The sequence below is a fragment of the Salmonella sp. SAL4457 genome (assembly GCF_046548235.1).
In the GTDB taxonomy this organism is placed as follows: Bacteria; Pseudomonadota; Gammaproteobacteria; order Enterobacterales; family Enterobacteriaceae; genus Salmonella; species Salmonella enterica.
In genome coordinates this window covers 31744-54031 of record NZ_JBGDZO010000006.1, presented here as the reverse complement: position 1 = coordinate 54031, position 22288 = coordinate 31744, and the positions used below count along the sequence as shown (strand labels likewise).

At 53.4% G+C, this 22288-nt stretch carries 17 protein-coding genes and 1 pseudogene; 12 read left to right on the top strand and 6 right to left on the bottom strand.

Going from position 1 to position 22288, the window contains the following annotated elements; genetic code table 11:
* The first annotated feature begins 100 nt into the window (after nt 1–100).
* Nucleotides 101–796 (top strand): L-ribulose-5-phosphate 4-epimerase, encoded by a 696-nt coding sequence (gene araD / locus ACLJNW_RS18460; protein ID WP_000888683.1) that lies wholly within the window; start codon nt 101–103, stop codon nt 794–796.
* 5 nt (nt 797–801) lie between these two features.
* Here araD and ACLJNW_RS18455 read toward each other — a convergent pair whose 3' ends face one another.
* Nucleotides 802–1221 (bottom strand): DUF4751 family protein, encoded by a 420-nt coding sequence (locus tag ACLJNW_RS18455; RefSeq protein ID WP_001103147.1) that lies wholly within the window; start codon nt 1219–1221, stop codon nt 802–804.
* Nucleotides 1222–1939: 718 nt separating this feature from the next.
* Here ACLJNW_RS18455 and ACLJNW_RS18450 point away from each other — a divergent pair.
* The 4 genes from ACLJNW_RS18450 (at nt 1940) to rluA (ending at nt 8706) form a co-directional block, all read left to right on the top strand.
* Nucleotides 1940–2560 (top strand): YdcF family protein, encoded by a 621-nt coding sequence (locus ACLJNW_RS18450; protein WP_000877512.1) that lies wholly within the window; start codon nt 1940–1942, stop codon nt 2558–2560.
* Nucleotides 2561–2603: 43 nt separating this feature from the next.
* Nucleotides 2604–4955, top strand: coding sequence for a DNA polymerase II (polB, locus tag ACLJNW_RS18445; protein ID WP_024154866.1), 2352 nt, complete (start codon nt 2604–2606; stop codon nt 4953–4955).
* A gap of 173 nt (nt 4956–5128) precedes the next feature.
* Nucleotides 5129–8035, top strand: a complete 2907-nt coding sequence (gene rapA, locus ACLJNW_RS18440; protein ID WP_023204306.1) for an RNA polymerase-associated protein RapA — start codon at nt 5129–5131, stop codon at nt 8033–8035.
* 11 nt (nt 8036–8046) lie between these two features.
* Nucleotides 8047–8706 (top strand): bifunctional tRNA pseudouridine(32) synthase/23S rRNA pseudouridine(746) synthase RluA, encoded by a 660-nt coding sequence (gene rluA, locus ACLJNW_RS18435; protein WP_000525196.1) that lies wholly within the window; start codon nt 8047–8049, stop codon nt 8704–8706.
* Between the two features lie 94 nt (nt 8707–8800).
* Here rluA and djlA read toward each other — a convergent pair whose 3' ends face one another.
* Nucleotides 8801–9613, bottom strand: coding sequence for a co-chaperone DjlA (gene djlA / locus ACLJNW_RS18430; protein ID WP_001200595.1), 813 nt, complete (start codon nt 9611–9613; stop codon nt 8801–8803).
* 253 nt (nt 9614–9866) lie between these two features.
* Between djlA and lptD the strand changes: the two genes are divergently transcribed.
* Genes lptD through apaH form a run of 6 tightly spaced genes read left to right on the top strand, consistent with a single transcriptional unit; the run spans nt 9867 to nt 16613 of the window.
* Nucleotides 9867–12227, top strand: a complete 2361-nt coding sequence (gene lptD / locus ACLJNW_RS18425; RefSeq protein ID WP_000746127.1) for an LPS assembly protein LptD — start codon at nt 9867–9869, stop codon at nt 12225–12227.
* Between the two features lie 53 nt (nt 12228–12280).
* Nucleotides 12281–13567 (top strand): peptidylprolyl isomerase SurA, encoded by a 1287-nt coding sequence (gene surA, locus ACLJNW_RS18420; protein WP_000800482.1) that lies wholly within the window; start codon nt 12281–12283, stop codon nt 13565–13567.
* Nucleotides 13567–14556, top strand: a complete 990-nt coding sequence (gene pdxA / locus ACLJNW_RS18415) for a 4-hydroxythreonine-4-phosphate dehydrogenase PdxA (RefSeq protein WP_000093011.1) — start codon at nt 13567–13569, stop codon at nt 14554–14556. Before surA ends, pdxA begins: the two co-directional genes overlap by 1 nt.
* Complete coding sequence (gene rsmA / locus ACLJNW_RS18410; RefSeq protein ID WP_001065397.1) at nt 14553–15374, top strand: 16S rRNA (adenine(1518)-N(6)/adenine(1519)-N(6))-dimethyltransferase RsmA; 822 nt, start codon at nt 14553–14555, stop codon at nt 15372–15374. Before pdxA ends, rsmA begins: the two co-directional genes overlap by 4 nt.
* Before the next feature lie 2 nt (nt 15375–15376).
* Nucleotides 15377–15754: a Co2+/Mg2+ efflux protein ApaG gene (gene apaG, locus ACLJNW_RS18405; RefSeq protein WP_000610894.1), complete on the top strand. Its 378-nt coding sequence runs from the start codon at nt 15377–15379 to the stop codon at nt 15752–15754.
* Between the two features lie 10 nt (nt 15755–15764).
* On the top strand, nt 15765–16613 hold the full coding sequence (gene apaH, locus ACLJNW_RS18400; protein ID WP_000257211.1) for a bis(5'-nucleosyl)-tetraphosphatase (symmetrical) ApaH: 849 nt from the start codon (nt 15765–15767) through the stop codon (nt 16611–16613).
* 105 nt (nt 16614–16718) lie between these two features.
* Here apaH and folA read toward each other — a convergent pair whose 3' ends face one another.
* From folA to kefF, 3 genes are all read right to left on the bottom strand, one after another.
* The gene (gene folA, locus ACLJNW_RS18395; protein ID WP_000624379.1) at nt 16719–17198 is read right to left on the bottom strand and encodes a type 3 dihydrofolate reductase; all 480 of its coding nucleotides are present in this window, start codon (nt 17196–17198) and stop codon (nt 16719–16721) included.
* 198 nt (nt 17199–17396) lie between these two features.
* Entirely contained in the window at nt 17397–19259 is a 1863-nt protein-coding gene (gene kefC, locus ACLJNW_RS18390; RefSeq protein WP_000377164.1) for a glutathione-regulated potassium-efflux system protein KefC, read from the bottom strand.
* Complete coding sequence (kefF, locus tag ACLJNW_RS18385) at nt 19252–19782, bottom strand: glutathione-regulated potassium-efflux system oxidoreductase KefF (protein ID WP_000600706.1); 531 nt, start codon at nt 19780–19782, stop codon at nt 19252–19254. Before kefF ends, kefC begins: the two co-directional genes overlap by 8 nt.
* 121 nt (nt 19783–19903) lie before the next feature.
* Between kefF and ACLJNW_RS18380 the strand changes: the two are divergent.
* Nucleotides 19904–19984 (top strand): annotated as a pseudogene (locus ACLJNW_RS18380) (hypothetical protein); the annotation flags it as partial.
* Nucleotides 19985–20335: 351 nt separating this feature from the next.
* On the opposite strand, the gene ACLJNW_RS18375 reads toward ACLJNW_RS18380, so the two are convergent.
* Nucleotides 20336–22225, bottom strand: coding sequence for a sulfatase-like hydrolase/transferase (locus tag ACLJNW_RS18375; protein ID WP_024154864.1), 1890 nt, complete (start codon nt 22223–22225; stop codon nt 20336–20338).
* Nucleotides 22226–22288 lie beyond the last annotated feature (63 nt).

Below are 22288 nucleotides of genomic sequence, written 5' to 3'. Positions count from 1 at the left end.
CCTACGGTCCTGTAGGCCGAATAAGGCATTTATGTCGCCATCCGGCACACCGTCGCTCGTAGGCCGGATAAGCGAAGCGCCATCCGGCAGGGAGAAAACAATGTTAGAAGATCTCAAACGCCAGGTACTGGAAGCTAATCTGGCGCTGCCAAAACACAACCTGGTCACCCTTACCTGGGGTAACGTTAGCGCCGTCGATCGCGAACGCGGCGTACTGGTGATTAAGCCGTCCGGCGTCGATTATAGCGTCATGACCGCTGACGATATGGTGGTGGTCAGCCTGGAGAGCGGTGAAGTCGTTGAAGGTCATAAGAAACCGTCGTCCGATACGCCAACCCACCGTCTGTTGTACCAGGCATTTCCGACTATCGGCGGCATCGTACACACCCATTCGCGCCACGCGACTATCTGGGCGCAGGCGGGTCAGCCAATTCCGGCGACGGGAACCACCCATGCCGACTATTTCTACGGTACGATTCCCTGCACTCGCAAAATGACCGAGGCGGAAATTAATGGCGAGTATGAATGGGAAACGGGCAATGTCATTGTTGAAACCTTTGAAAAACAAGGCATTGACGCCGCTCAAATGCCCGGCGTGCTTGTCCATTCGCACGGCCCGTTTGCCTGGGGTAAAAATGCCGAGGATGCAGTGCATAACGCCATCGTGCTGGAAGAAGTGGCCTATATGGGGATCTTCTGCCGCCAGCTTGCGCCGCAGTTGCCCGACATGCAGCAATCCCTGCTGGATAAACACTATCTACGCAAACACGGCGCAAAAGCCTATTACGGGCAGTAATGCCTCTAAAAACGCGTCCCATGGGGGGCGCGTTGATGAATCTGGTCGGTGATATATTCAGCAAATGCGCTTTGATAGACGTAATGATCAGAACTCACATATTCAATAATATTGTCATAATGTCCCTGCCACGCTTTTCCTTCCAGCGCATGGAAGAAAATATAATCTTCGATTGTTGACTGCCAGCGTTGCCCATTTAACAGATAGTTAATAATGGTATCCCGATGTCCGTTTTTTCTGTCGTGTCCTTGCCAGTGAAAAAAAGCATTGCCGTTTTCAATAATCTCGGTACGCCAAATCTGTTCTGTCCATGTTTTATACTCAAAAAATCGACTCACGGTTTTTATGGAAGGGTTAGCGCGTTGAGTATTGACGAAAAGATAACGGTCGTTCCCTACCAGACGCGCCTGCATACTCACATTCATAAAAGATCATTCCCGAATACCACAAATTTTGATAAAAACACCCGCACCCGAAAGTCAAAATAAAATTATATTCTAAAATAAAAATTAAATTATGCAGAGAGTTCCCGACGAATTCGCACTGTAATCCATTTTTATTTAACCATAGCGGCCAATTGGAATATTATATTTCTACCTGACGGTGCGGATGTTCCAAATGAAATTGTTACACTTTTCATTAATTAAAACAAACAAAAAATATCGCTTTTTTGTTAATCCGAGAAATAAGTAACAGATTCGAACAAGCGCCTTTCTGAAAAATACTTAATGTATGAAAACAGACTTGACACAAAACGGCTAATACATGGGTAAAAACTGTAAATAAAAATGATTCAAAATTAGCAGTTATAGGATAATTATATCTGCTGTCTACACCAGCATCATTATACCCTTCATACTTCGAGTTGCTTATGTGTTGGCTACGGATTACTCGGCCCATCCATGGGCCTTGCCCTGACGGGCCGTCGCACGCGACGTTCAAATCTGCTCCCGGCAGATTTGTCGCTCACCCCAGTCACATAGTTATCTATGCTCCTGGGGACTCACTCCCTTGCCGCCTTTAAGCAACTCGAATTATTTTGGGTATATATTGATAAATATACGTCAGCAAAAATATCTGACGCTAAAAGCCATTTTATCGTTAAAATATCCATTACACCCGTCACGGGGAACGAACTCATTCATGAAATATCGCTACATCATCAGAATCGCGGCAGGCATAATTCTCATTATGGCTACGGTGTTTATCCATAATGCCATCGCTATTTATCAGTTCAGTCAGCAAAACCAGACGCGCGTAGCTGACTGCGCGATTGTCGCAGGAGCAGGCGTTAGCGGAAAAACGCCTTCTCCCGTTTTTCAGGCCAGACTGGATCATGCCATCTGGCTTTACCAACAACACATTGTCCGCGCGTTGGTATTAACCGGCGGCTACGGCGCTGGCGCAACGGTTTCCGACGCGGCGATAGCCCGTCAATACGTTCTGGAAAAAGGGATTCCGGCTAAGGCGATTTTTATTGAAGAGCGCTCTACCGTGACGCGCGAAAATATTCGTTACGCAAAACAGATACTGCGACAACAACAATGGCGCACAGCGTTACTGGTCAGCGATCCGCTGCATATGCTGCGTCTGAAAACTATCGCTCAGGATAATGGTATCGATAGCCGCTCATCACCCACGCGATCCACCCGCTATAAATCCTGGTGGGCGCAAACCCGCTTCTTACTGCGAGAAACTTTTTATTACAGCGGATATCGGCTTTTACGTTATATGCCTGTACAAAATAACAGTATTACCCCCTAAAACAGGTTATAATTAGCGTGAATTTTTTAGACAGGTAATCATCGTGGCGCAGGCAGGTTTCATTTTAACCCGGCACTGGCGGGATACGCCGCAAGGGACGGAGGTCTCTTTCTGGCTGGCGACAGACAACGGCCCTGTGCAGGCGACGCTGGCGCCGCAAGAGTCCGTGGCGTTTATTCCGACCAGCCAGACCTCCCGCGCCGCCTCGCTGCTACAGGCGGAAAAAGACTATCGCCTGACGCCGCTCCAGCTGCGAGACTTTCATCGTCAGCCGGTCTCCGGTCTGTATTGCCGTACTCACCGCCAGCTTATGCGGATGGAGAAACTGCTGCGCGAAAACGGCGTCACCGTTTATGAAGCGGATGTACGCCCGCCGGAACGTTACCTGATGGAGCGTTTTATTACGTCGCCCGTTTGGGTAGACGGCGAGATGCGCAACGGCGTTATCCGCAATGCGCGTCTTAAACCCCACCCCGACTATCGACCGCCGCTAAAATGGGTCTCGCTGGATATCGAAACCACGCGACACGGCGAACTGTATTGCATTGGTCTGGAAGGCTGCGGCCAGCGTACCGTTTATATGCTGGGTCCGGCGAATGGCGATGACCGCCAACTGGACTTCGAGCTTGTGTATGTCGCCAGCCGCCCGCAGTTGCTGGAAAAACTCAACGCCTGGTTTGCCGAGCATGATCCTGACGTCATCATCGGCTGGAACGTGGTGCAGTTCGACCTGCGTATGCTGCAAAAATATGCCGAACGCTACCGTATCCCTTTACGGCTGGGGCGAGACAATAGCGAACTGGAGTGGCGCGAACATGGCTTCAAAAACGGCGTTTTTTTCGCCCAGGCCAGAGGGCGAGTCATTATCGATGGTATCGACGCGCTTAAATCCGCGTTCTGGAATTTTTCGTCTTTTTCGCTGGAAGCCGTCTCGCAGGAACTGCTCGGCGAAGGAAAATCCATTGATAATCCCTGGGATCGTATGGATGAGATCGATCGCCGCTTTGCCCAGGATAAACCCGCCCTCGCCACCTACAACCTGAAAGACTGCGAGCTGGTCACGCGCATTTTCCATAAAACCGAGATCATGCCGTTTTTGCTGGAACGCGCGACGATCAACGGCCTGCCGGTCGATCGCCACGGCGGTTCGGTCGCCGCATTCGGGCATCTTTACTTTCCGCGAATGCACCGCGCCGGCTATGTCGCGCCCAATCTCGGCGAAGTGCCGCCGCTGGCAAGTCCCGGCGGCTACGTAATGGATTCACAACCCGGATTATACGATTCAGTACTGGTGCTGGATTATAAAAGCCTGTACCCGTCGATTATCCGCACGTTTTTGATTGATCCCGTCGGGCTGGTCGAAGGCATGGCGCAGCCGGATCCGGAACACAGTACCGAAGGTTTCCTTGACGCCTGGTTTTCACGAGAAAAGCACTGCCTGCCGGAAATTGTTAGCCAAATCTGGCACGGGCGCGATGAAGCCAAACGTCAGGGCAATAAACCGCTCTCGCAGGCGCTTAAAATCATTATGAACGCCTTTTATGGCGTACTCGGCACCACGGCCTGCCGCTTTTTCGATCCCCGTCTGGCGTCGTCAATCACCATGCGCGGTCATGCGATTATGCGCCAGACCAAAGCGCTGATTGAGGCGCAGGGTTATAACGTAATTTATGGCGATACCGATTCCACTTTCGTCTGGCTCCGGCGCGCGCATTCAGAAGCCGATGCGGCGGAAATCGGGCACAGGCTGGTGCGTCACGTGAACGAATGGTGGGCGCAGACGTTACAACAGCAAAATTTGACCAGCGCGCTGGAGCTGGAGTTTGAAACCCACTTTTGCCGTTTTCTGATGCCGACCATCCGCGGCGCGGATACTGGCAGTAAAAAACGCTACGCGGGCCTGATTCAGGAAGGCGACAGCCAGCGCATGGTATTTAAAGGTCTGGAAACGGTGCGGACCGACTGGACGCCGCTGGCGCAGCGCTTTCAACAGGAGCTGTATCTGCGTGTTTTTCGCAATGAACCTTATCAAGACTATGTGCGTGAGACTATCGATAAACTGATGGCGGGCGAACTGGACGCACAGCTGGTTTATCGTAAGCGTCTGCGTCGCCCTTTACATGAGTACCAACGTAACGTTCCGCCGCACGTTCGCGCCGCCCGGCTGGCGGATGAACAAAACCTGAAGCAGGGTCGTCCGGCGCAGTATCAGAATCGCGGCGCCATAAAATATGTCTGGACTGTTAACGGCCCCGAGCCCGTGGATTACCAGCAGTCGCCGCTGGATTACGAACACTATCTTACCCGCCAGCTACAACCCGTGGCGGAAGGAATTCTTCCCTTCGTTGAAGATAATTTTGCTACACTACTGACCGGGCAACTGGGGCTATTTTGACGCGTGACGAAAGCGCCGCCTTCCAGTACCATAGCGCCCTTTCCATTCCTGGACCTAATTAACGCCACTACCACATTAGCCTGGTAGCGGGGTCGTATACTCGCAATTATCCAGTGCTGTCGCCTGGGAATGGCGAGTAATGCCTGCAATTAAAGATATAGAGCCGAACACATATGCCTTTTACACTTGGTCAACGCTGGATCAGCGATACAGAAAGCGAGCTGGGACTTGGAACCGTTGTTGCGATGGATGCGCGAACCGTCACCTTACTTTTCCCGTCCACGGGGGAAAACCGCCTGTATGCGCGCAGTGATTCTCCCGTGACCCGCGTCATGTTCAACCCTGGCGATACGATTACAAGCCATGAAGGCTGGCAGCTACATATCGATGAAGTAAAAGAAGAAAATGGCCTGCTTGTTTATGTCGGCACCCGCCTGGATACCGAAGAGACCAATGTGACGTTGCGCGAAGTTCTGCTCGACAGCAAGTTGGTTTTCAGTAAGCCCCAGGATCGTCTGTTCGCCGGTCAAATCGATCGAATGGATCGGTTCGCGCTGCGCTATCGCGCCCGTAAATTTCAGAGCGAGCAGTACCGGATGCCATACAGCGGTCTGCGCGGTCAGCGGACCAATCTGATCCCGCATCAGCTTAATATCGCTCATGATGTAGGTCGTCGCCACGCGCCGCGCGTACTGCTGGCGGATGAAGTGGGCTTAGGTAAAACCATTGAAGCCGGGATGATTCTGCATCAACAGTTATTATCCGGCGCGGCGGAACGCGTATTGATCATCGTTCCGGAAACCCTGCAACACCAGTGGCTGGTAGAAATGCTGCGCCGTTTCAACCTGCGCTTCGCGCTGTTCGATGACGAACGCTATACCGAAGCGCAGCACGACGCGTATAACCCGTTTGAAACCGAACAACTGGTGATCTGCTCGCTGGATTTCGCCCGCCGTAATAAGCAGCGTCTGGAACATTTGTGCGACGCCGAGTGGGATCTGCTGGTGGTCGACGAAGCGCATCATCTGGTGTGGAGTACCGATGCGCCGAGCCGTGAATATATGGCCATCGAACAGTTAGCTGAACGCGTACCGGGCGTGCTGCTGCTGACCGCCACGCCAGAACAGCTGGGGATGGAAAGCCATTTCGCCCGTCTGCGCCTGCTGGATCCGAACCGTTTCCACGATTTCGAACAGTTTGTCGAAGAACAGAAAAACTACCGCCCTGTCGCCGATGCGGTGGCCATGCTGCTGGCGGGCAATAAACTCAGCAACGACGAACTGAACAGGCTGGGCGATCTGATCGGCGAACAGGATATTGAACCGCTGTTGCAGGCCGCTAATAGCGATCGCGACGATGCGCAGGCCGCCCGTGATGAGCTGGTGTCGATGCTGATGGATCGCCACGGCACCAGCCGCGTTCTGTTCCGCAACACCCGTAACGGCGTCAAGGGGTTCCCGAAACGTGAACTGCATACGGTAAAACTGCCGCTGCCGACCCAGTATCAGACCGCCATTAAGGTCTCCGGCATTATGGGCGCGCGTAAAAGCGCGGAAGATCGCGCCCGCGATATGCTCTATCCGGAACAAATTTATCAGGAGTTCGAAGGCGATACTGGCACCTGGTGGAACTTCGACCCACGCGTTGAGTGGCTAATGGGCTATCTGACCAGCCATCGTTCGCAAAAAGTGCTGGTGATCTGCGCCAAAGCGACCACCGCGTTACAGCTGGAGCAGGTGCTGCGCGAACGCGAAGGCATCCGCGCCGCCGTGTTCCATGAGGGCATGTCGATTATCGAACGCGACCGCGCCGCCGCCTGGTTCGCCGAAGAAGATACCGGCGCGCAGGTGCTGTTATGTTCCGAAATCGGCTCCGAAGGACGTAACTTCCAGTTTGCCAGCAATCTGGTGATGTTCGACTTGCCGTTTAACCCGGATCTGCTGGAACAGCGTATTGGTCGTCTGGATCGTATCGGCCAGGCGCATGATATCCAGATCCACGTCCCGTACCTGGAAAAAACCGCCCAGTCGGTGCTGGTTCGCTGGTATCACGAAGGGCTGGACGCCTTTGAGCACACCTGCCCAACCGGTCGCGCGATTTATGATTCAGCCTACGCCAATCTGATTAACTATCTGGCCGCGCCTGAAGAAACCGACGGGTTTGACGATCTGATCAAATCCTGCCGCGAGCAACATGAAGCGCTAAAAGCCCAGTTAGAACAGGGCCGCGACCGCCTGCTGGAGATCCACTCCAACGGCGGAGAAAAAGCCCAACAGCTCGCACAAAGCATTGAAGAACAGGACGACGACACCAACCTGATCGCGTTCGCCATGAACCTGTTCGATATCGTCGGCATTAACCAGGACGATCGCGGCGACAACCTGATCGTGCTGACGCCGTCCGACCACATGTTGGTGCCGGATTTCCCCGGCCTGCCGGAAGACGGCTGTACTATCACGTTTGAACGTGACGTAGCCCTGTCTCGCGAAGATGCGCAGTTTATTACCTGGGAACATCCGCTCATCCGTAACGGACTGGATCTGATCCTCTCCGGCGACACCGGCAGCAGCACCATTTCGCTGTTGAAAAATAAAGCGCTGCCCGTCGGCACGCTGCTGGTCGAACTGGTTTACGTCGTGGAAGCGCAGGCGCCGAAACAGCTACAACTGAACCGCTTCCTGCCGCCGACGCCGGTACGTATGCTGTTAGATAAAAACGGCAACAATCTGGCCGCCCAGGTCGAGTTTGAAACCTTCAACCGTCAGCTCAGCGCCGTGAATCGCCACACCGGCAGCAAACTGGTTAACGCCGTGCAACAGGACGTCCACGCCATTTTGCAACTGGGCGAGACGCAGATTGAAAAGTCCGCCAGAGCGCTGATTGATAACGCGCGTCGCGAGGCGGATGAAAAACTGTCCGGGGAACTGTCGCGTCTGGAAGCGCTGCGCGCCGTCAACCCGAACATTCGCGACGACGAACTTGCCGCTATCGACAGCAACCGTCAGCAGGTGCTGGAAAGCCTGAATCAGGCAGGCTGGCGTCTGGACGCGCTGCGTCTTATCGTCGTCACGCACCAATAACGGAGCCGTACATGGGGATGGAAAACTACAATCCGCCGCAGGAACCCTGGCTGGTTATCCTGTATCAGGATGAGCACATTATGGTGGTCAATAAGCCCAGCGGCCTGTTGTCCGTGCCGGGGCGTCTGGAAGCGCACAAAGACAGCATTATGACGCGTATCCAGCGCGACTACCCGCAGGCAGAATCGGTGCATCGTCTGGATATGGCCACCAGCGGCGTGATTGTAGTGGCGCTGACCAAAGCCGCGGAGCGGGAGCTAAAACGCCAGTTCCGCGAACGTGAGCCGAAAAAGCAGTATGTGGCGCGCGTATGGGGTCATCCCTCCCCGGCGGAAGGGCTGGTTGACTTACCGCTCATCTGCGACTGGCCGAACCGGCCAAAGCAGAAAGTGTGTTATGAAACCGGCAAACCGGCGCAAACGGAATATAACGTGGTGGAGTTTGCGGCGGATAATACCGCCCGCGTGGTGCTCAAGCCGATCACCGGACGTTCGCATCAGCTTCGTGTGCATATGCTGGCGTTAGGCCACCCGATTTTAGGCGATCGGTTTTACGCCTCGCCGGAAGCGTTGTCGCTGGCGCCGCGTTTGCAGTTACACGCCGAAATGCTGACCATTACCCACCCCGCTTACGGTAACAGCATGACGTTTAAAGTCCCGGCAGATTTTTAAATTCTGAGCCAATTTATGCCGGGGCGCTTCGCTTGCCCGGCCTACATTCATTAACGTAGGCCGGATAAGGCGCTAGCCGCATCCGGCAATTCAATCACTTGAAGCCTTTCTGTTCTTTGATTAGCTCATACGCTTTCTGAATTTCCTGCGCTTTTTGCTTCGCCATCTCCATCATCTCCGGCGGCAAACCTTTGGCCACCAGCTTATCGGGATGATGCTCGCTCATCAGTTTGCGATAAGCGCGTTTAATGGTGGTTGCATCATCGGTGGTTTTAACCCCCAGCACATTACAGGCATCTTCCAGCGTCGGGCCGCGCTGCGCCTGCTGCCAGCCGCCGCCGGACTGTTGATGATAACCGCCGCCAAACTGCGCGCCGCCCTGCATCATGCGCAGAAACTGATCGAACTGTACGCGGGAAATACCTAACTCTTCCGCAATCACATACAGCACTTCCCGCTCATTAGGGTGTAGCGAGCCATCGGCAAACGCCGCCTGGATCTGAATTTCCAGAAACATCCGGATCAGATCAAAACGCCCGAAGCAGACGCTACGAAACTGCCGCATCTTTTCACGTAATGGGTAATTATCCGCTTTTCCGACCCGAAAGGCGTTCTGCGCGGCAGTACGTGAATCGCCGTGTAAATTCATACGATCCATCAACTGACTGGCGATATGAATATCCGCTTCCGTCACCCGTCCTTTTGATTTGGTTAAGTGGCCCATCACCTCAAAGGTGGTGGCAAAAAACAGCGCCTGCCGTTCCCGCTGGTTGGCAAACCACGCCATTTTTCGGCTGCGGGCTTTGTCGAACATATGGCCCACCAGCAGACCCAGGACCACGCCCCAAAAGCCGCCGCCCATCATCAGGGCTACGGCGACGCCAATTATCTTTCCCCAGTACTGCATAGACTCCCCAAAACGTTACGCTATCGGTGAGGCTATCTCCCACAAAATAAGGTGCTTTTCCGCGAATGAAGGCTACGGTCATTTGTGGGACATCGCCTATAATTTGCATTATCATACCTGTCATTCAATGCCGTGCCTAACACCACAGACGCTAAACGGCAGGATTAACACTGGCGCAGCGAAGATGAGTAAGTTAGGCTGTGACCGTTTGTCACGCGCAACGCTACCGATGATGGAACAATAAATACAACGTATGAAAAAACGTATTCCCACTCTTCTGGCCACCATGATCGCCAGCGCCCTTTATAGTCATCAGGGGCTGGCAGCCGATCTCGCCTCACAGTGTATGTTGGGCGTGCCAAGCTACGATCGTCCTCTGGTAAAAGGCGATACCAACGATCTGCCGGTTACTATCAATGCCGATAACGCTAAAGGTAACTACCCGGACGATGCCGTTTTTACCGGCAACGTGGACATTATGCAGGGGAATAGCCGCCTGCAAGCGGATGAAGTGCAGCTTCATCAGAAGCAGGCGGAAGGTCAGCCGGAACCTGTACGCACCGTCGATGCGCTGGGTAATGTGCATTATGATGACAATCAGGTCATCCTTAAAGGGCCGAAGGGCTGGGCGAACCTGAACACCAAAGACACGAACGTCTGGGAAGGCGATTACCAGATGGTGGGCCGTCAGGGGCGCGGTAAAGCCGATCTCATGAAACAGCGCGGCGAAAACCGCTATACCATTCTGGAAAACGGCAGCTTTACCTCCTGTCTGCCTGGCTCCGATACCTGGAGCGTGGTGGGGAGTGAAGTCATCCATGACCGCGAAGAACAGGTTGCGGAGATCTGGAACGCCCGGTTTAAAGTAGGTCCGGTTCCGATCTTTTATAGCCCCTATTTACAGCTACCCGTCGGTGACAAACGTCGCTCAGGTTTCCTGATCCCGAACGCGAAATACACGACCAAGAACTATTTCGAGTTCTACTTACCGTATTACTGGAACATCGCGCCCAATATGGACGCCACCATCACCCCGCACTATATGCACCGCCGCGGCAATATTATGTGGGAGAACGAATTCCGTTATCTCACGCAGGCAGGCGAGGGAGTGATGGAATTAGATTATCTGCCTTCTGATAAAGTCTACGAGGACGATCATCCCAAAGAGGGCGATAAGCACCGCTGGTTATTCTACTGGCAGCACTCAGGCGTGATGGATCAGGTGTGGCGTTTTAACGTCGATTACACCAAAGTCAGCGACTCCAGCTACTTTAACGATTTCGACAGTAAGTACGGTTCCAGTACCGACGGTTACGCAACGCAGAAATTCAGCGTCGGCTACGCCGTACAAAACTTTGACGCTACGGTGTCGACCAAACAATTCCAGGTCTTTAACGATCAAAACACCAGCAGCTACTCTGCGGAGCCGCAGTTAGACGTTAACTACTACCATAACGATCTCGGGCCGTTTGATACCCGGATTTACGGCCAGGCGGTACATTTCGTCAACACCAAAGACAATATGCCGGAAGCGACCCGCGTCCACCTGGAGCCAACCATCAATTTGCCGCTCTCCAACCGCTGGGGCAGCCTGAACACCGAAGCGAAGCTGATGGCGACGCACTATCAGCAAACGAATCTGGACAGCTATAACAGCGATCCAAACAATAAAAATAAGCTGGAAGATTCGGTTAACCGCGTCATGCCGCAGTTTAAAGTCGACGGTAAGCTCATCTTCGAACGCGATATGGCGATGCTGGCGCCGGGGTATACCCAGACGCTGGAACCACGCGTGCAGTACCTGTATGTGCCGTACCGCGACCAGAGCGGCATCTATAACTACGATTCTTCTTTGCTGCAATCCGACTATAACGGCCTGTTCCGCGACCGCACTTATGGCGGTCTCGACCGTATTGCTTCCGCCAACCAGGTCACGACCGGCGTCACAACACGCATTTATGATGATGCCGCCGTTGAACGTTTTAACGTTTCTGTTGGTCAAATCTACTATTTCACGGAGTCTCGCACCGGCGATGACAACATTAAATGGGAGAATGACGACAAAACCGGTTCGCTGGTTTGGGCAGGCGACACTTACTGGCGTATTTCAGAACGCTGGGGGCTGCGTAGCGGAGTGCAGTACGATACCCGTCTGGATAGCGTCGCTACCAGCAGCAGCAGCCTCGAATACCGTCGGGATCAGGATCGTCTGGTACAGTTGAACTACCGCTATGCCAGCCCGGAATATATTCAGGCTACGTTGCCTTCGTATTATTCCACGGCAGAGCAGTATAAAAACGGCATCAACCAGGTGGGCGCGGTGGCAAGTTGGCCGATTGCCGATCGCTGGTCGATTGTCGGCGCGTACTACTTCGATACCAATTCGAGCAAACCTGCAGACCAGATGCTCGGCTTGCAGTACAACTCTTGCTGCTATGCGATCCGCGTCGGATACGAACGTAAGCTGAACGGTTGGGATAACGATAAACAACACGCGATTTATGATAACGCGATTGGCTTCAACATTGAGCTGCGCGGTTTGAGCTCTAACTACGGCCTCGGCACGCAAGAAATGTTGCGTTCGAACATTCTGCCGTACCAAAGCTCTATGTAATCTGATTGATTTACAACGTAATCCGCATTGCGGTTAATTGAAATGGAAAAAGTATGAAGAACTGGAAAACGCTGCTTCTCGGTATCGCCATGATCGCGAATACCAGTTTCGCTGCCCCCCAGGTAGTCGATAAAGTCGCAGCCGTCGTCAATAATGGCGTCGTGCTGGAAAGCGACGTTGATGGCTTAATGCAATCAGTCAAACTCAACGCGGGTCAGGCAGGTCAGCAGCTTCCGGACGACGCCACGCTGCGTCACCAGATCCTGGAACGTTTGATTATGGATCAAATTATCCTGCAGATGGGTCAGAAGATGGGGGTGAAGATCACGGATGAGCAGTTGGATCAGGCCATCGCCAACATCGCCAAACAAAACAATATGACGATGGATCAGATGCGCAGCCGTCTGGCTTACGATGGGCTGAACTATTCAACCTACCGTAACCAGATTCGTAAAGAGATGATTATCTCTGAAGTGCGCAACAACGAGGTTCGTCGCCGTATCACCGTTTTGCCGCAAGAAGTTGACGCGCTGGCAAAACAGATTGGCACCCAAAACGACGCCAGCACCGAGCTGAACCTGAGCCATATCCTGATTGCTCTGCCGGAAAACCCAACCTCCGAGCAGGTTAACGACGCACAGCGCCAGGCGGAAAGCATTGTTGAAGAAGCGCGTAACGGCGCAGATTTCGGCAAACTGGCGATTACCTACTCTGCCGACCAGCAGGCGTTAAAAGGCGGTCAGATGGGCTGGGGCCGTATCCAGGAGCTGCCGGGGATTTTCGCCCAGGCGCTGAGCACCGCGAAGAAAGGCGACATTGTCGGCCCGATTCGCTCCGGCGTCGGCTTCCACATTCTGAAAGTAAATGACCTGCGCGGTCAGAGCCAGAGTATCTCCGTGACCGAAGTTCACGCTCGTCACATTCTGCTTAAGCCGTCGCCGATCATGAACGATCAGCAGGCGCGCCTGAAGCTGGAAGAAATCGCGGCTGACATTAAGAGTGGTAAAACCACCTTTGCCGCTGCGGCGAAAGAGTACTCTCAGGACCCGGGCTCCGCTAACCAGGGCGGTGATTTGGGTTGGGCTACGCCAGATATTTTCGACCCGGCGTTCCGCGACGCGCTAACGAAGCTGCATAAAGGCCAAATAAGCGCGCCGGTACACTCCTCTTTCGGCTGGCATCTGATCGAATTGCTGGATACGCGTAAGGTAGACAAAACCGATGCGGCGCAGAAAGATCGCGCTTATCGTATGCTGATGAACCGTAAATTCTCAGAAGAAGCGGCGACCTGGATGCAAGAACAGCGCGCCAGCGCTTACGTTAAGATTTTGAGTAACTAATGAGCAGTGCGCAACGCGTTGTTATCACTCCCGGCGAACCCGCCGGGATTGGCCCCGATCTTGTCGTCCAACTGGCGCAACGCGCGTGGCCGATTGAACTGGTCGTCTGTGCGGACGGCGCGCTCCTGACGGAGCGGGCCGCCATGCTCGGCCTGCCTCTCTCGCTTCTCCCTTACTCGCCTGATGTCCCCGCTGCGCCGCAGCCCGCGGGAACGCTGACCCTATTGCCGGTCTCGCTGCGCGCGCCTGCCATCTCCGGTCAGTTGACGGTAGAAAATGGCCCCTACGTGGTAGAGACGCTGGCGCGAGCGTGTGATGGCTGTCTGAACGGTGAATTTGCCGCGCTGATCACAGGCCCCGTGCACAAAGGCGTTATTAACGACGCAGGCATTTCGTTTACCGGTCATACCGAGTTTTTCGAAGAGCGTTCGCAGGCGAAAAAAGTCGTGATGATGCTGGCAACCGAAGAACTTCGCGTGGCGCTGGCGACCACGCATCTGCCGCTACGGGCGATTGCAGACGCCATCACCCCTGCGCTTTTGCACGAAGTGATTGCTATTTTGCATCACGATTTGCGGACCAAATTTGGTATTGCCGAACCGCGCATTCTTGTCTGTGGCCTGAATCCGCACGCGGGCGAAGGCGGTCATATGGGCACGGAAGAGATAGACACCATCATTCCGGTGCTCGACGAGCTGCGGGCGCAGGGGATGAAACTCAACGGGCCGCTACCTGCTGATACGCTGTTTCAGCCCAAATATCTCGATAATGCCGACGCGGTGCTGGCGATGTACCACGATCAGGGCCTGCCCGTGCTAAAATACCAGGGATTCGGTCGGGGAGTGAATATTACGCTCGGCCTACCTTTTATTCGAACCTCCGTTGACCACGGCACCGCGCTTGAACTGGCGGGCCGTGGAAAAGCGGATGTCGGCAGTTTTATTACGGCGCTTAATCTCGCCATCAAAATGATTGTTAATACCCAATGAATAATCGAGTCCATCAGGGCCATTTAGCCCGTAAACGCTTCGGGCAAAACTTTCTCAACGATCGGTTTGTGATCGACAGTATTGTTTCTGCTATTAATCCGCAAAAAGGCCAGGCGATGGTTGAAATCGGCCCCGGCCTGGCGGCGCTGACGGAGCCGGTCGGCGAACGACTGGATAAGCTCACGGTCATTGAACTTGACCGCGATCTGGCGGCGCGTTTGCAAACCCATCCGTTTTTAGGGCCGAAGCTGACTATTTATCAGCAGGACGCCATGACCATGAACTTTGGCGAACTGTCTGCGCAGTTGGGCCAACCGCTGCGTGTGTTCGGCAATCTGCCCTATAATATCTCCACCCCGCTGATGTTCCATCTCTTTAGCTATACTGATGCCATTGCCGACATGCACTTTATGTTGCAAAAAGAAGTGGTAAATCGTCTGGTTGCAGGGCCGAACAGCAAAGCGTATGGTCGTTTAAGCGTGATGGCGCAATATTACTGTCAGGTGATCCCGGTGCTTGAAGTGCCGCCATCCGCCTTCACGCCGCCGCCCAAAGTGGACTCCGCCGTGGTGCGTCTGGTTCCACACGCAACAATGCCTTACCCGGTTAAAGATATTCGCGTGTTGAGCCGTATTACCACCGAGGCCTTTAACCAGCGCCGTAAAACGATCCGTAACAGTCTCGGCAATCTTTTTAGCGTTGAGACGTTGACGGAAATGGGTATTGACCCGGCAATGCGCGCGGAAAATATCTCTGTCGCGCAGTACTGCCAGATGGCCAATTATCTGTCGGAAAACGCGCCTTTGAAGGAGAGTTAAACATGATCAATTCGCCCAGAGTGTGTATTCAGGTGCAAAGCGTCTACATTGAGGCGCAATCCTCACCTGACGATGAACGTTACGTTTTTGCCTATACCGTAACCATCCGCAATCTGGGCCGGGCGCCAGTGCAGCTATTGGGCCGCTACTGGCTGATTACCAATGGTCATGGCCGTGAAACCGAAGTCCAGGGCGAAGGTGTGGTTGGCGTCCAGCCGCGCATTGCGCCTGGCGAAGAGTATCAGTACACCAGCGGCGCGGTAATTGAAACGCCGCTGGGCACCATGCAGGGTCATTACGAAATGATCGATGAAAATGGCGACGCCTTTACCATCGACATTCCCGTGTTTCGACTCGCCGTCCCTACACTCATTCACTAAAATTATAACAATGGCAACTTATCTCATCGGCGACGTTCACGGTTGCTACGACGAACTGATCGCCTTATTACAGCAAGTGGAATTTACGCCAGATACAGACACTCTATGGCTGACTGGCGATTTGGTCGCCCGCGGTCCCGGTTCGCTGGACGTGTTACGCTACGTCAAATCACTTGGCAATAGCGTGCGTTTGGTGCTGGGGAATCACGATTTACACCTGTTGGCCGTATTCGCCGGGATTAGCCGCAACAAACCTAAAGACCGGCTGACCCCGCTTCTTGAAGCGCCGGACGCCGATGAGCTGTTGAATTGGTTACGCCGTCAGCCGCTGTTGCAGGTAGATGAAGAGAAAAAGCTGGTCATGGCGCATGCGGGTATTACCCCGCAGTGGGATTTGCAGACGGCAAAAGAGTGCGCCCGCGATGTTGAAGCGGTGCTGTCGAGCGACTCGTACCCGTTTTTCCTCGACGCGATGTATGGCGATATGCCGAATAACTGGTCGCCGGAGTTAAGCGGTCTGGCGCGGCTACGCTTTATTACTAATGCTTTTACCCGTATGCGTTACTGCTTTCCTAACGGTCAACTGGATATGTACAGTAAAGCGTCGCCGGAAAATGCCCCTGCGCCGCTGAAGCCGTGGTTCGCCATTCCGGGGCCGGTGAGCGAGGCTTACAGTATTGCGTTCGGGCACTGGGCGTCGCTGGAAGGGAAAGGGACGCCGGAAGGTATTTACGCGCTGGATACCGGCTGCTGCTGGGGCGGGGAGTTGACCTGTTTACGCTGGGAAGATAAACAGTATTTTGTGCAGCCGTCAAACCGCCAGATGGATATGGGCGAAGGCGAAGCGGTCAACGCCTGATAGGTTTATGCCTGATGGCGCTACGCTTATCAGGCCTACATCCGGCTACATCTGGCTCAAGAGTAGGCCGGATAAGGCGTTTCGCCGCCATCCGGCACTACAGCGTTAACGACGTTCCAGAATCTCGAAACAATAGCTGTGAGAATTCTGCGCGTCGGCATCGTGAAACTCACTGAATACCGATTCCCAGTCATCCGGTTCATAATCCGGAAAATGGGTATCGCCTTCGACTTCCGCATCAATATGCGTCAGATAAAGCTTCTGCGCTTTTGGCAAGAACTGCTCGTACACGCGCCCGCCGCCAATGACCATAATTTCCGGCGCATCGCCGCAAGCGGCAATCGCCTCATCGACAGACTTCACCCACTGCACGCGATCGTCGGTGCCCGGCTGGCTGCTGATAACAATATTTTTACGTCCCGGTAAGGGGCGACCGATGGACTCCCAGGTGTGACGTCCCATGACGACAGGTTTATTTAACGTGTTACGTTTAAACCAGGCGAGATCGGCAGGCAGGTTCCACGGCATGGCGTTTTCCATACCGATGACGCGATCCACCGCTAACGCCGCAATCAGACTGATCATTAATTATTTCCTGATACAAAAAAAATTGCCGCCACTATACGTAAAGCGCAATCTTTCGTCGACTGACGAAAAGAGGATGAGCACGAAAATTTTTCGTTCTGCTGGCGACGCCACTCATTTGATGTGGAGCGCCAGCATTACAGTAGTTCAAAAACAGCCAATTAGCAGTAAAGTTTGCAGAACATCACATTTTTTACTTTAGATTGACGGTTTGACCTCGGGTTCATCGGCGACCTCCCCGGAATGTTTGCCCTCAGCCGTTCCCTGCCAGCCGTGGCGCTGAATCAACGACAGATGCTCCCGGTCCTCGGTAATAATTTCGCTCAACATCGCGCTGGTACGTTTATAGGCGGCGGCGCGAGATAACGGATCGTTTTCCCCTTTCGCCATCTCTTCCACCATCCGGGTATTAAAATGGCGGAACAGATCCGCGCGCTCGCGGGCTTCATAACGCCCCAGCCCCAGCGCCTCCAGCGCCTGTCGCCCGCTTTTGAGCGCGCCTTCGAAGGTTTCACGTTCGGGCATCGCCACACCAGCCTGGCGCAGGCGAATGTAATGATCGACATCACGGGCACGGGCGATAATCTGCAGATGCGGGAAATGCGACTTCACCAGTTCACTCAGTTGCAAATTGGTTTGCGGATCGTCAATGGCGTTAATCAATACCTCCGCCTTCGCCGCTCCGGCAGATTCCAGCAAATCCATACGCGTCGCGTCGCCATAAAAAACCTTCATGCCGAATTTACGCAGCGTTTCGATATGATCGGGGTCGTGATCGAGTACCACCATCTTCACCCCGCTCGACAGCAGCAGACGCCCGGCTATCTGCCCAAATCGTCCAAACCCGGCCACAATAACCCGCGGCTGCTCTTCGTCGATTTCATCCGCCTCGCGCGCTTCCCCCGTCGCGGTCTTCTCCATGCGCGTCAGCAGCACCAGAAAAATCGGCGTTGCCGCCATCGACAGCGCGACCGCCAGCGTCAGCGCTTTTGCCCATTCCGGCTCAAGTACATCCGCCATTTGCGCCGCGCCAAAAACCACAAACGCAAACTCACTTCCCTGGCCTAATAAGACGGCAAACCAGCGACGCTGTTTTGCCGGTACGCCCAGCGGCCTCGCGACCAGCCACAACATGACGATTTTGATTGCCAGAAAACCGGCCAACAACAGCAGAATGCGCAGCGGATTCTCCACCAGCGTGCCGAAATCAATCGACATGCCGACGCCAATAAAGAACAGCCCCAGCAGCAACCCCTTAAAGGGTTCAATATCGCTTTCCAGCGCATGACGATATTCTGAACTCGCCAGCAGAACGCCCGCCAGGAACGCGCCCATCGCCATTGACAGCCCAACCTCTTCCAGCAACAGGCCGAAACCAAACACCAGAAATAGCGCCACGGCGCTGAACACTTCCCGCAAACCAGAACGCGCGACAAAGCGCAGCGCCGGGCGCGTAACGTAGCGTCCCAGCAGCACCACCAGCGCCAACGCGCCTGCGACTTTCAACGCCGACAGCGCAAACGCGCCAAGCGTGGTGGATGCGCCGCTGGCGGCCAGCAGCGGAATCATCGCCACCAGCGGGATCGCCGCGATATCCTGGAACAAGAGCACTGCGAATGCGCTACGCCCTACTTGCGAAACGGTCAGGTTACGCTCATTCATTGCCTGCATGGCGATAGCCGTGGACGAAAGCGCCAGCGTCATGCCAATCAGTTCCGCCACCTGCCAACGCAGGCCAAGAAACATGCAGAACAGACCGATCAGTCCGCCGCAGACCACCATCTGTAACGCGCCGCCGCCAAATACCGAGGCGCGCAGCTTCCATAACCGTTGCGGGTCCAGCTCAAGCCCAATAACAAACAACATCAGCACGACGCCGATTTCCGCAAAATGCAGAATAGATTCGGCGTCCGTCACCAGCCGTAGCCCCCAGGGGCCGATAATGCAACCCGCAATCAGATACCCCAGCACCGATCCTAAGCCCAAACGTACCGCAATCGGCACAATCAGCGCCGCCGAACCAAGATAGATCAGCGCCTGCAGTAGAGTATGGCTATCCATGATTCACCTCCTGCCATGCCAGTAAACGCTGTTTATACTGACGCGCCTGCGCCTGTAAGGTGTCGTCATCGCAAATGAACGTGCAGTGCATGGCAAACGGCGGCAGCCATTTGAGGCCGCAATAGAGCGCCGTCGCCTGTAGCGGCTGAGAAAGGACGTCAAATCCGGGATGGGAGCCGATAGCAAAGTGGTTTTCACCACCGCCGGTCGTTACCGCCCACAGCAGATGTTTACCGTGCAATGCCGTACCGCCATGACCGTAAGCCCAGCCGTGGGTGAGGACTTTATCCATCCATAATTTGAGTAAAGGAGGGACGCTGTACCACTGCATCGGATGCTGCCAGACGATAAGACTCGCGCGCGACAGCGCCTCCTGCTCGGCGGCAACGTCAATATTGAAATCGGGATAGAGGTGATAAAGCGAACGTATTTCGACGTTTTCCAGCGTCCCTGCCTGTTCAAGCATCCGCTTATTCGCATGAGAATGATGCGGATACGGATGCGCATAAATAATGAGGATCATGATTAGCCTGTGATGATCTGTTTTTTATTACAAAGTGTAGTGACAAATTCGCCAGGCTAATAGTGAATATTATTGAGCGGCTAACCAGAAAAAATTGAATTAACGCCAGCCAGGAGTTGACGCCATCCTGCTCCCCGAAGATGACCTCGAAGGGCCGCAGGCGTTTGCGGAAAAGCGCGATCCGGTGTGGAAAGGTCGGTGATGATAGCAGTCTTAAATCGCTGACAAATCGGTTTAAGGCCTTCTTGTCGGGCGGCGCTGCGCTAAATTTTCCTGTAATGACTCTAATATCAATCCATTACATGATGACACAGGCCCAATAAGCGCAGCGCCAACAGCATCTGAACCTCCAGACACGCTGGATGCCAGATCGCCGACGCATAAATTAACCTAATGGGTCAGACACTTAGAGCCTGGCCCAGTAGGCGTAATTGTTGAAGCCAGTTTGGGGCCGACCAGAGCGCAGAAACCGGAGCGTACACGTAGTACGTGAGGATTTTGAGCACTGCCCGGACCCAAAATGGCGAATAAAATAGCCTAATGGGTCAGGCACTTAATCTTTCGCCATGCGGTTAAACTGCTCAATGGTAAGATCCCACTGCTCACGGGCCGCATCTGGCATAAAACTGCCGTCATCCACGCCAATTTCGTCCTTGATAATTTTATTCAGTTTTTCATTCATCGTAAGAATGAGATCCTGATATTTCTGTTTATCAGCAGCAAGGTTATGGTTCTCATCGGGATCATTTTTAAGATCGTAAAGTTCAAGATCGTTGTACTTAATAAGATCCTCCCAGGTTTCCGGCGTATTATGCTCCCTTAGCGAGAAATAACGCGCAAACTTATAACGACCATCGTTAATCATCCGCGTCCCTGAACGATGGCTAAAATCAGGATGCAAATGGGATATTTCCTGCTTGATTTGCGCCACCGTTTTTTGTTTATCTCTTTGTAGCGCGATAACGCGGTGGAGATAATGGGCATCGGTATACAAGATCATGCCATAGCAATATAAGCTGGCATTTCTCACCGCATTAACCGCAACGCCCTCCGGGTTTTTTAGCAATCCGCTAAAATTAACGCCTTTGCGGTTGCCTAACGCCTGGTGCTGTTTTTCTTCCGGCAAACCGGTCAGTCCAACTAATGTCGGCGCGATATCAAGATGACAGGTCAACGCCTGACATTTCTTATTACCGGGGTACGCCGGGTGGGAAATAATCATCGGTACATGGATCTGTTCTTTATAAACGGAAGCGCCTTTACCGTGCATCTGATGGCTTCCGCCTAATTCGCCATGATCGGCAGTAAATACAACAATCGTTTTATCAGTTAACTTGAGGGCATCCAGTTCATTTAATATCCGGTCAAGGTGAGTATCACAATCGCGGATACAGTTGAAATAGTAGTCAAGCAGTTTACGCCAACGACGATCTTCATCAGGAAACTGCCCTTCCAGCGCAGCGCGCGCCGTCTGGTATTCAAGATGCGCCGGCGGTCTTCCCTGCTCATTGAATGATTGATGCCTGTTTGCCGGCAGCGGATAGTTCGGCCAGCTTGCCTGATAAAGCTCGTTTTCCGGCGGCTGCGTGGGCGCCAGGGTATTATCATCCTGATCCAACTCGCCACGCCACTGTACCTTTTCTCCCTCTTTATCGGTATCAATAAACATGACGTCATGAGGATTAACGAGGTTAACGGCCAGGAACCAGGGCTTGTGTTGGTCATTCAAGGGCTGCCCCTTGCATCTTAACCAGTTTATAGTCTGAGCCGTGGTGGTTGAATCATAAAAATAGCCGCCTTTACTATGGCCTATAATATCGCCAATGCCGTGATAGTCAGCAAAACCATATTTTTCCATAATTTTATGTAATTCTGGTTCAGGAATATCCCCGACATCAATATCCTCATCTTTTTCGTCAGGCAAAGGCTTCTCCAGTTTTTCTGTAAGATGCCACTTACCTTTATAGGCCGTATAGTATCCCAGTTCCCGCATCATATGGCCTGTGGTTCCAAGAGCGGGGTCAAGGTCATAAGGCATCCAGGGTAAGCCCAGATTATCAAACATTTTTGTCTGGGGCATATGTAAGCCGGTATACAATACGGAGCGGGAAGGCGTACAGACATTACTGGTATTCTGATGATTACAGAATGTCACCCCCGTTTTCATGAGCCGCTCTCTGCCGGGTACCGGGAAAGGAAACGTAGGAAAAAAACGCTCCTGGTCGGTCACGACTAACAGAATATTATATCCTTCTGGCAATTTTTCCGGGATTTCGCCGGTAAACGGTTTATCCCACGCCGGTTTCGCCTTGACGGCACATTTTTCATCAGCTTTTACCGCGCCGGATAGCATACCGCCGGCGGCAAGAATACCGGCGCTGGTTAACAGTTTCCTACGCGTAAGATCCGTCTCTTCTGCGGACAGATTTTTTTTATTACTCATATTATTATACCTGTAGTCAGTAACTTTATCACATATTCATTTATTACTGTACGAGGAAGCGTG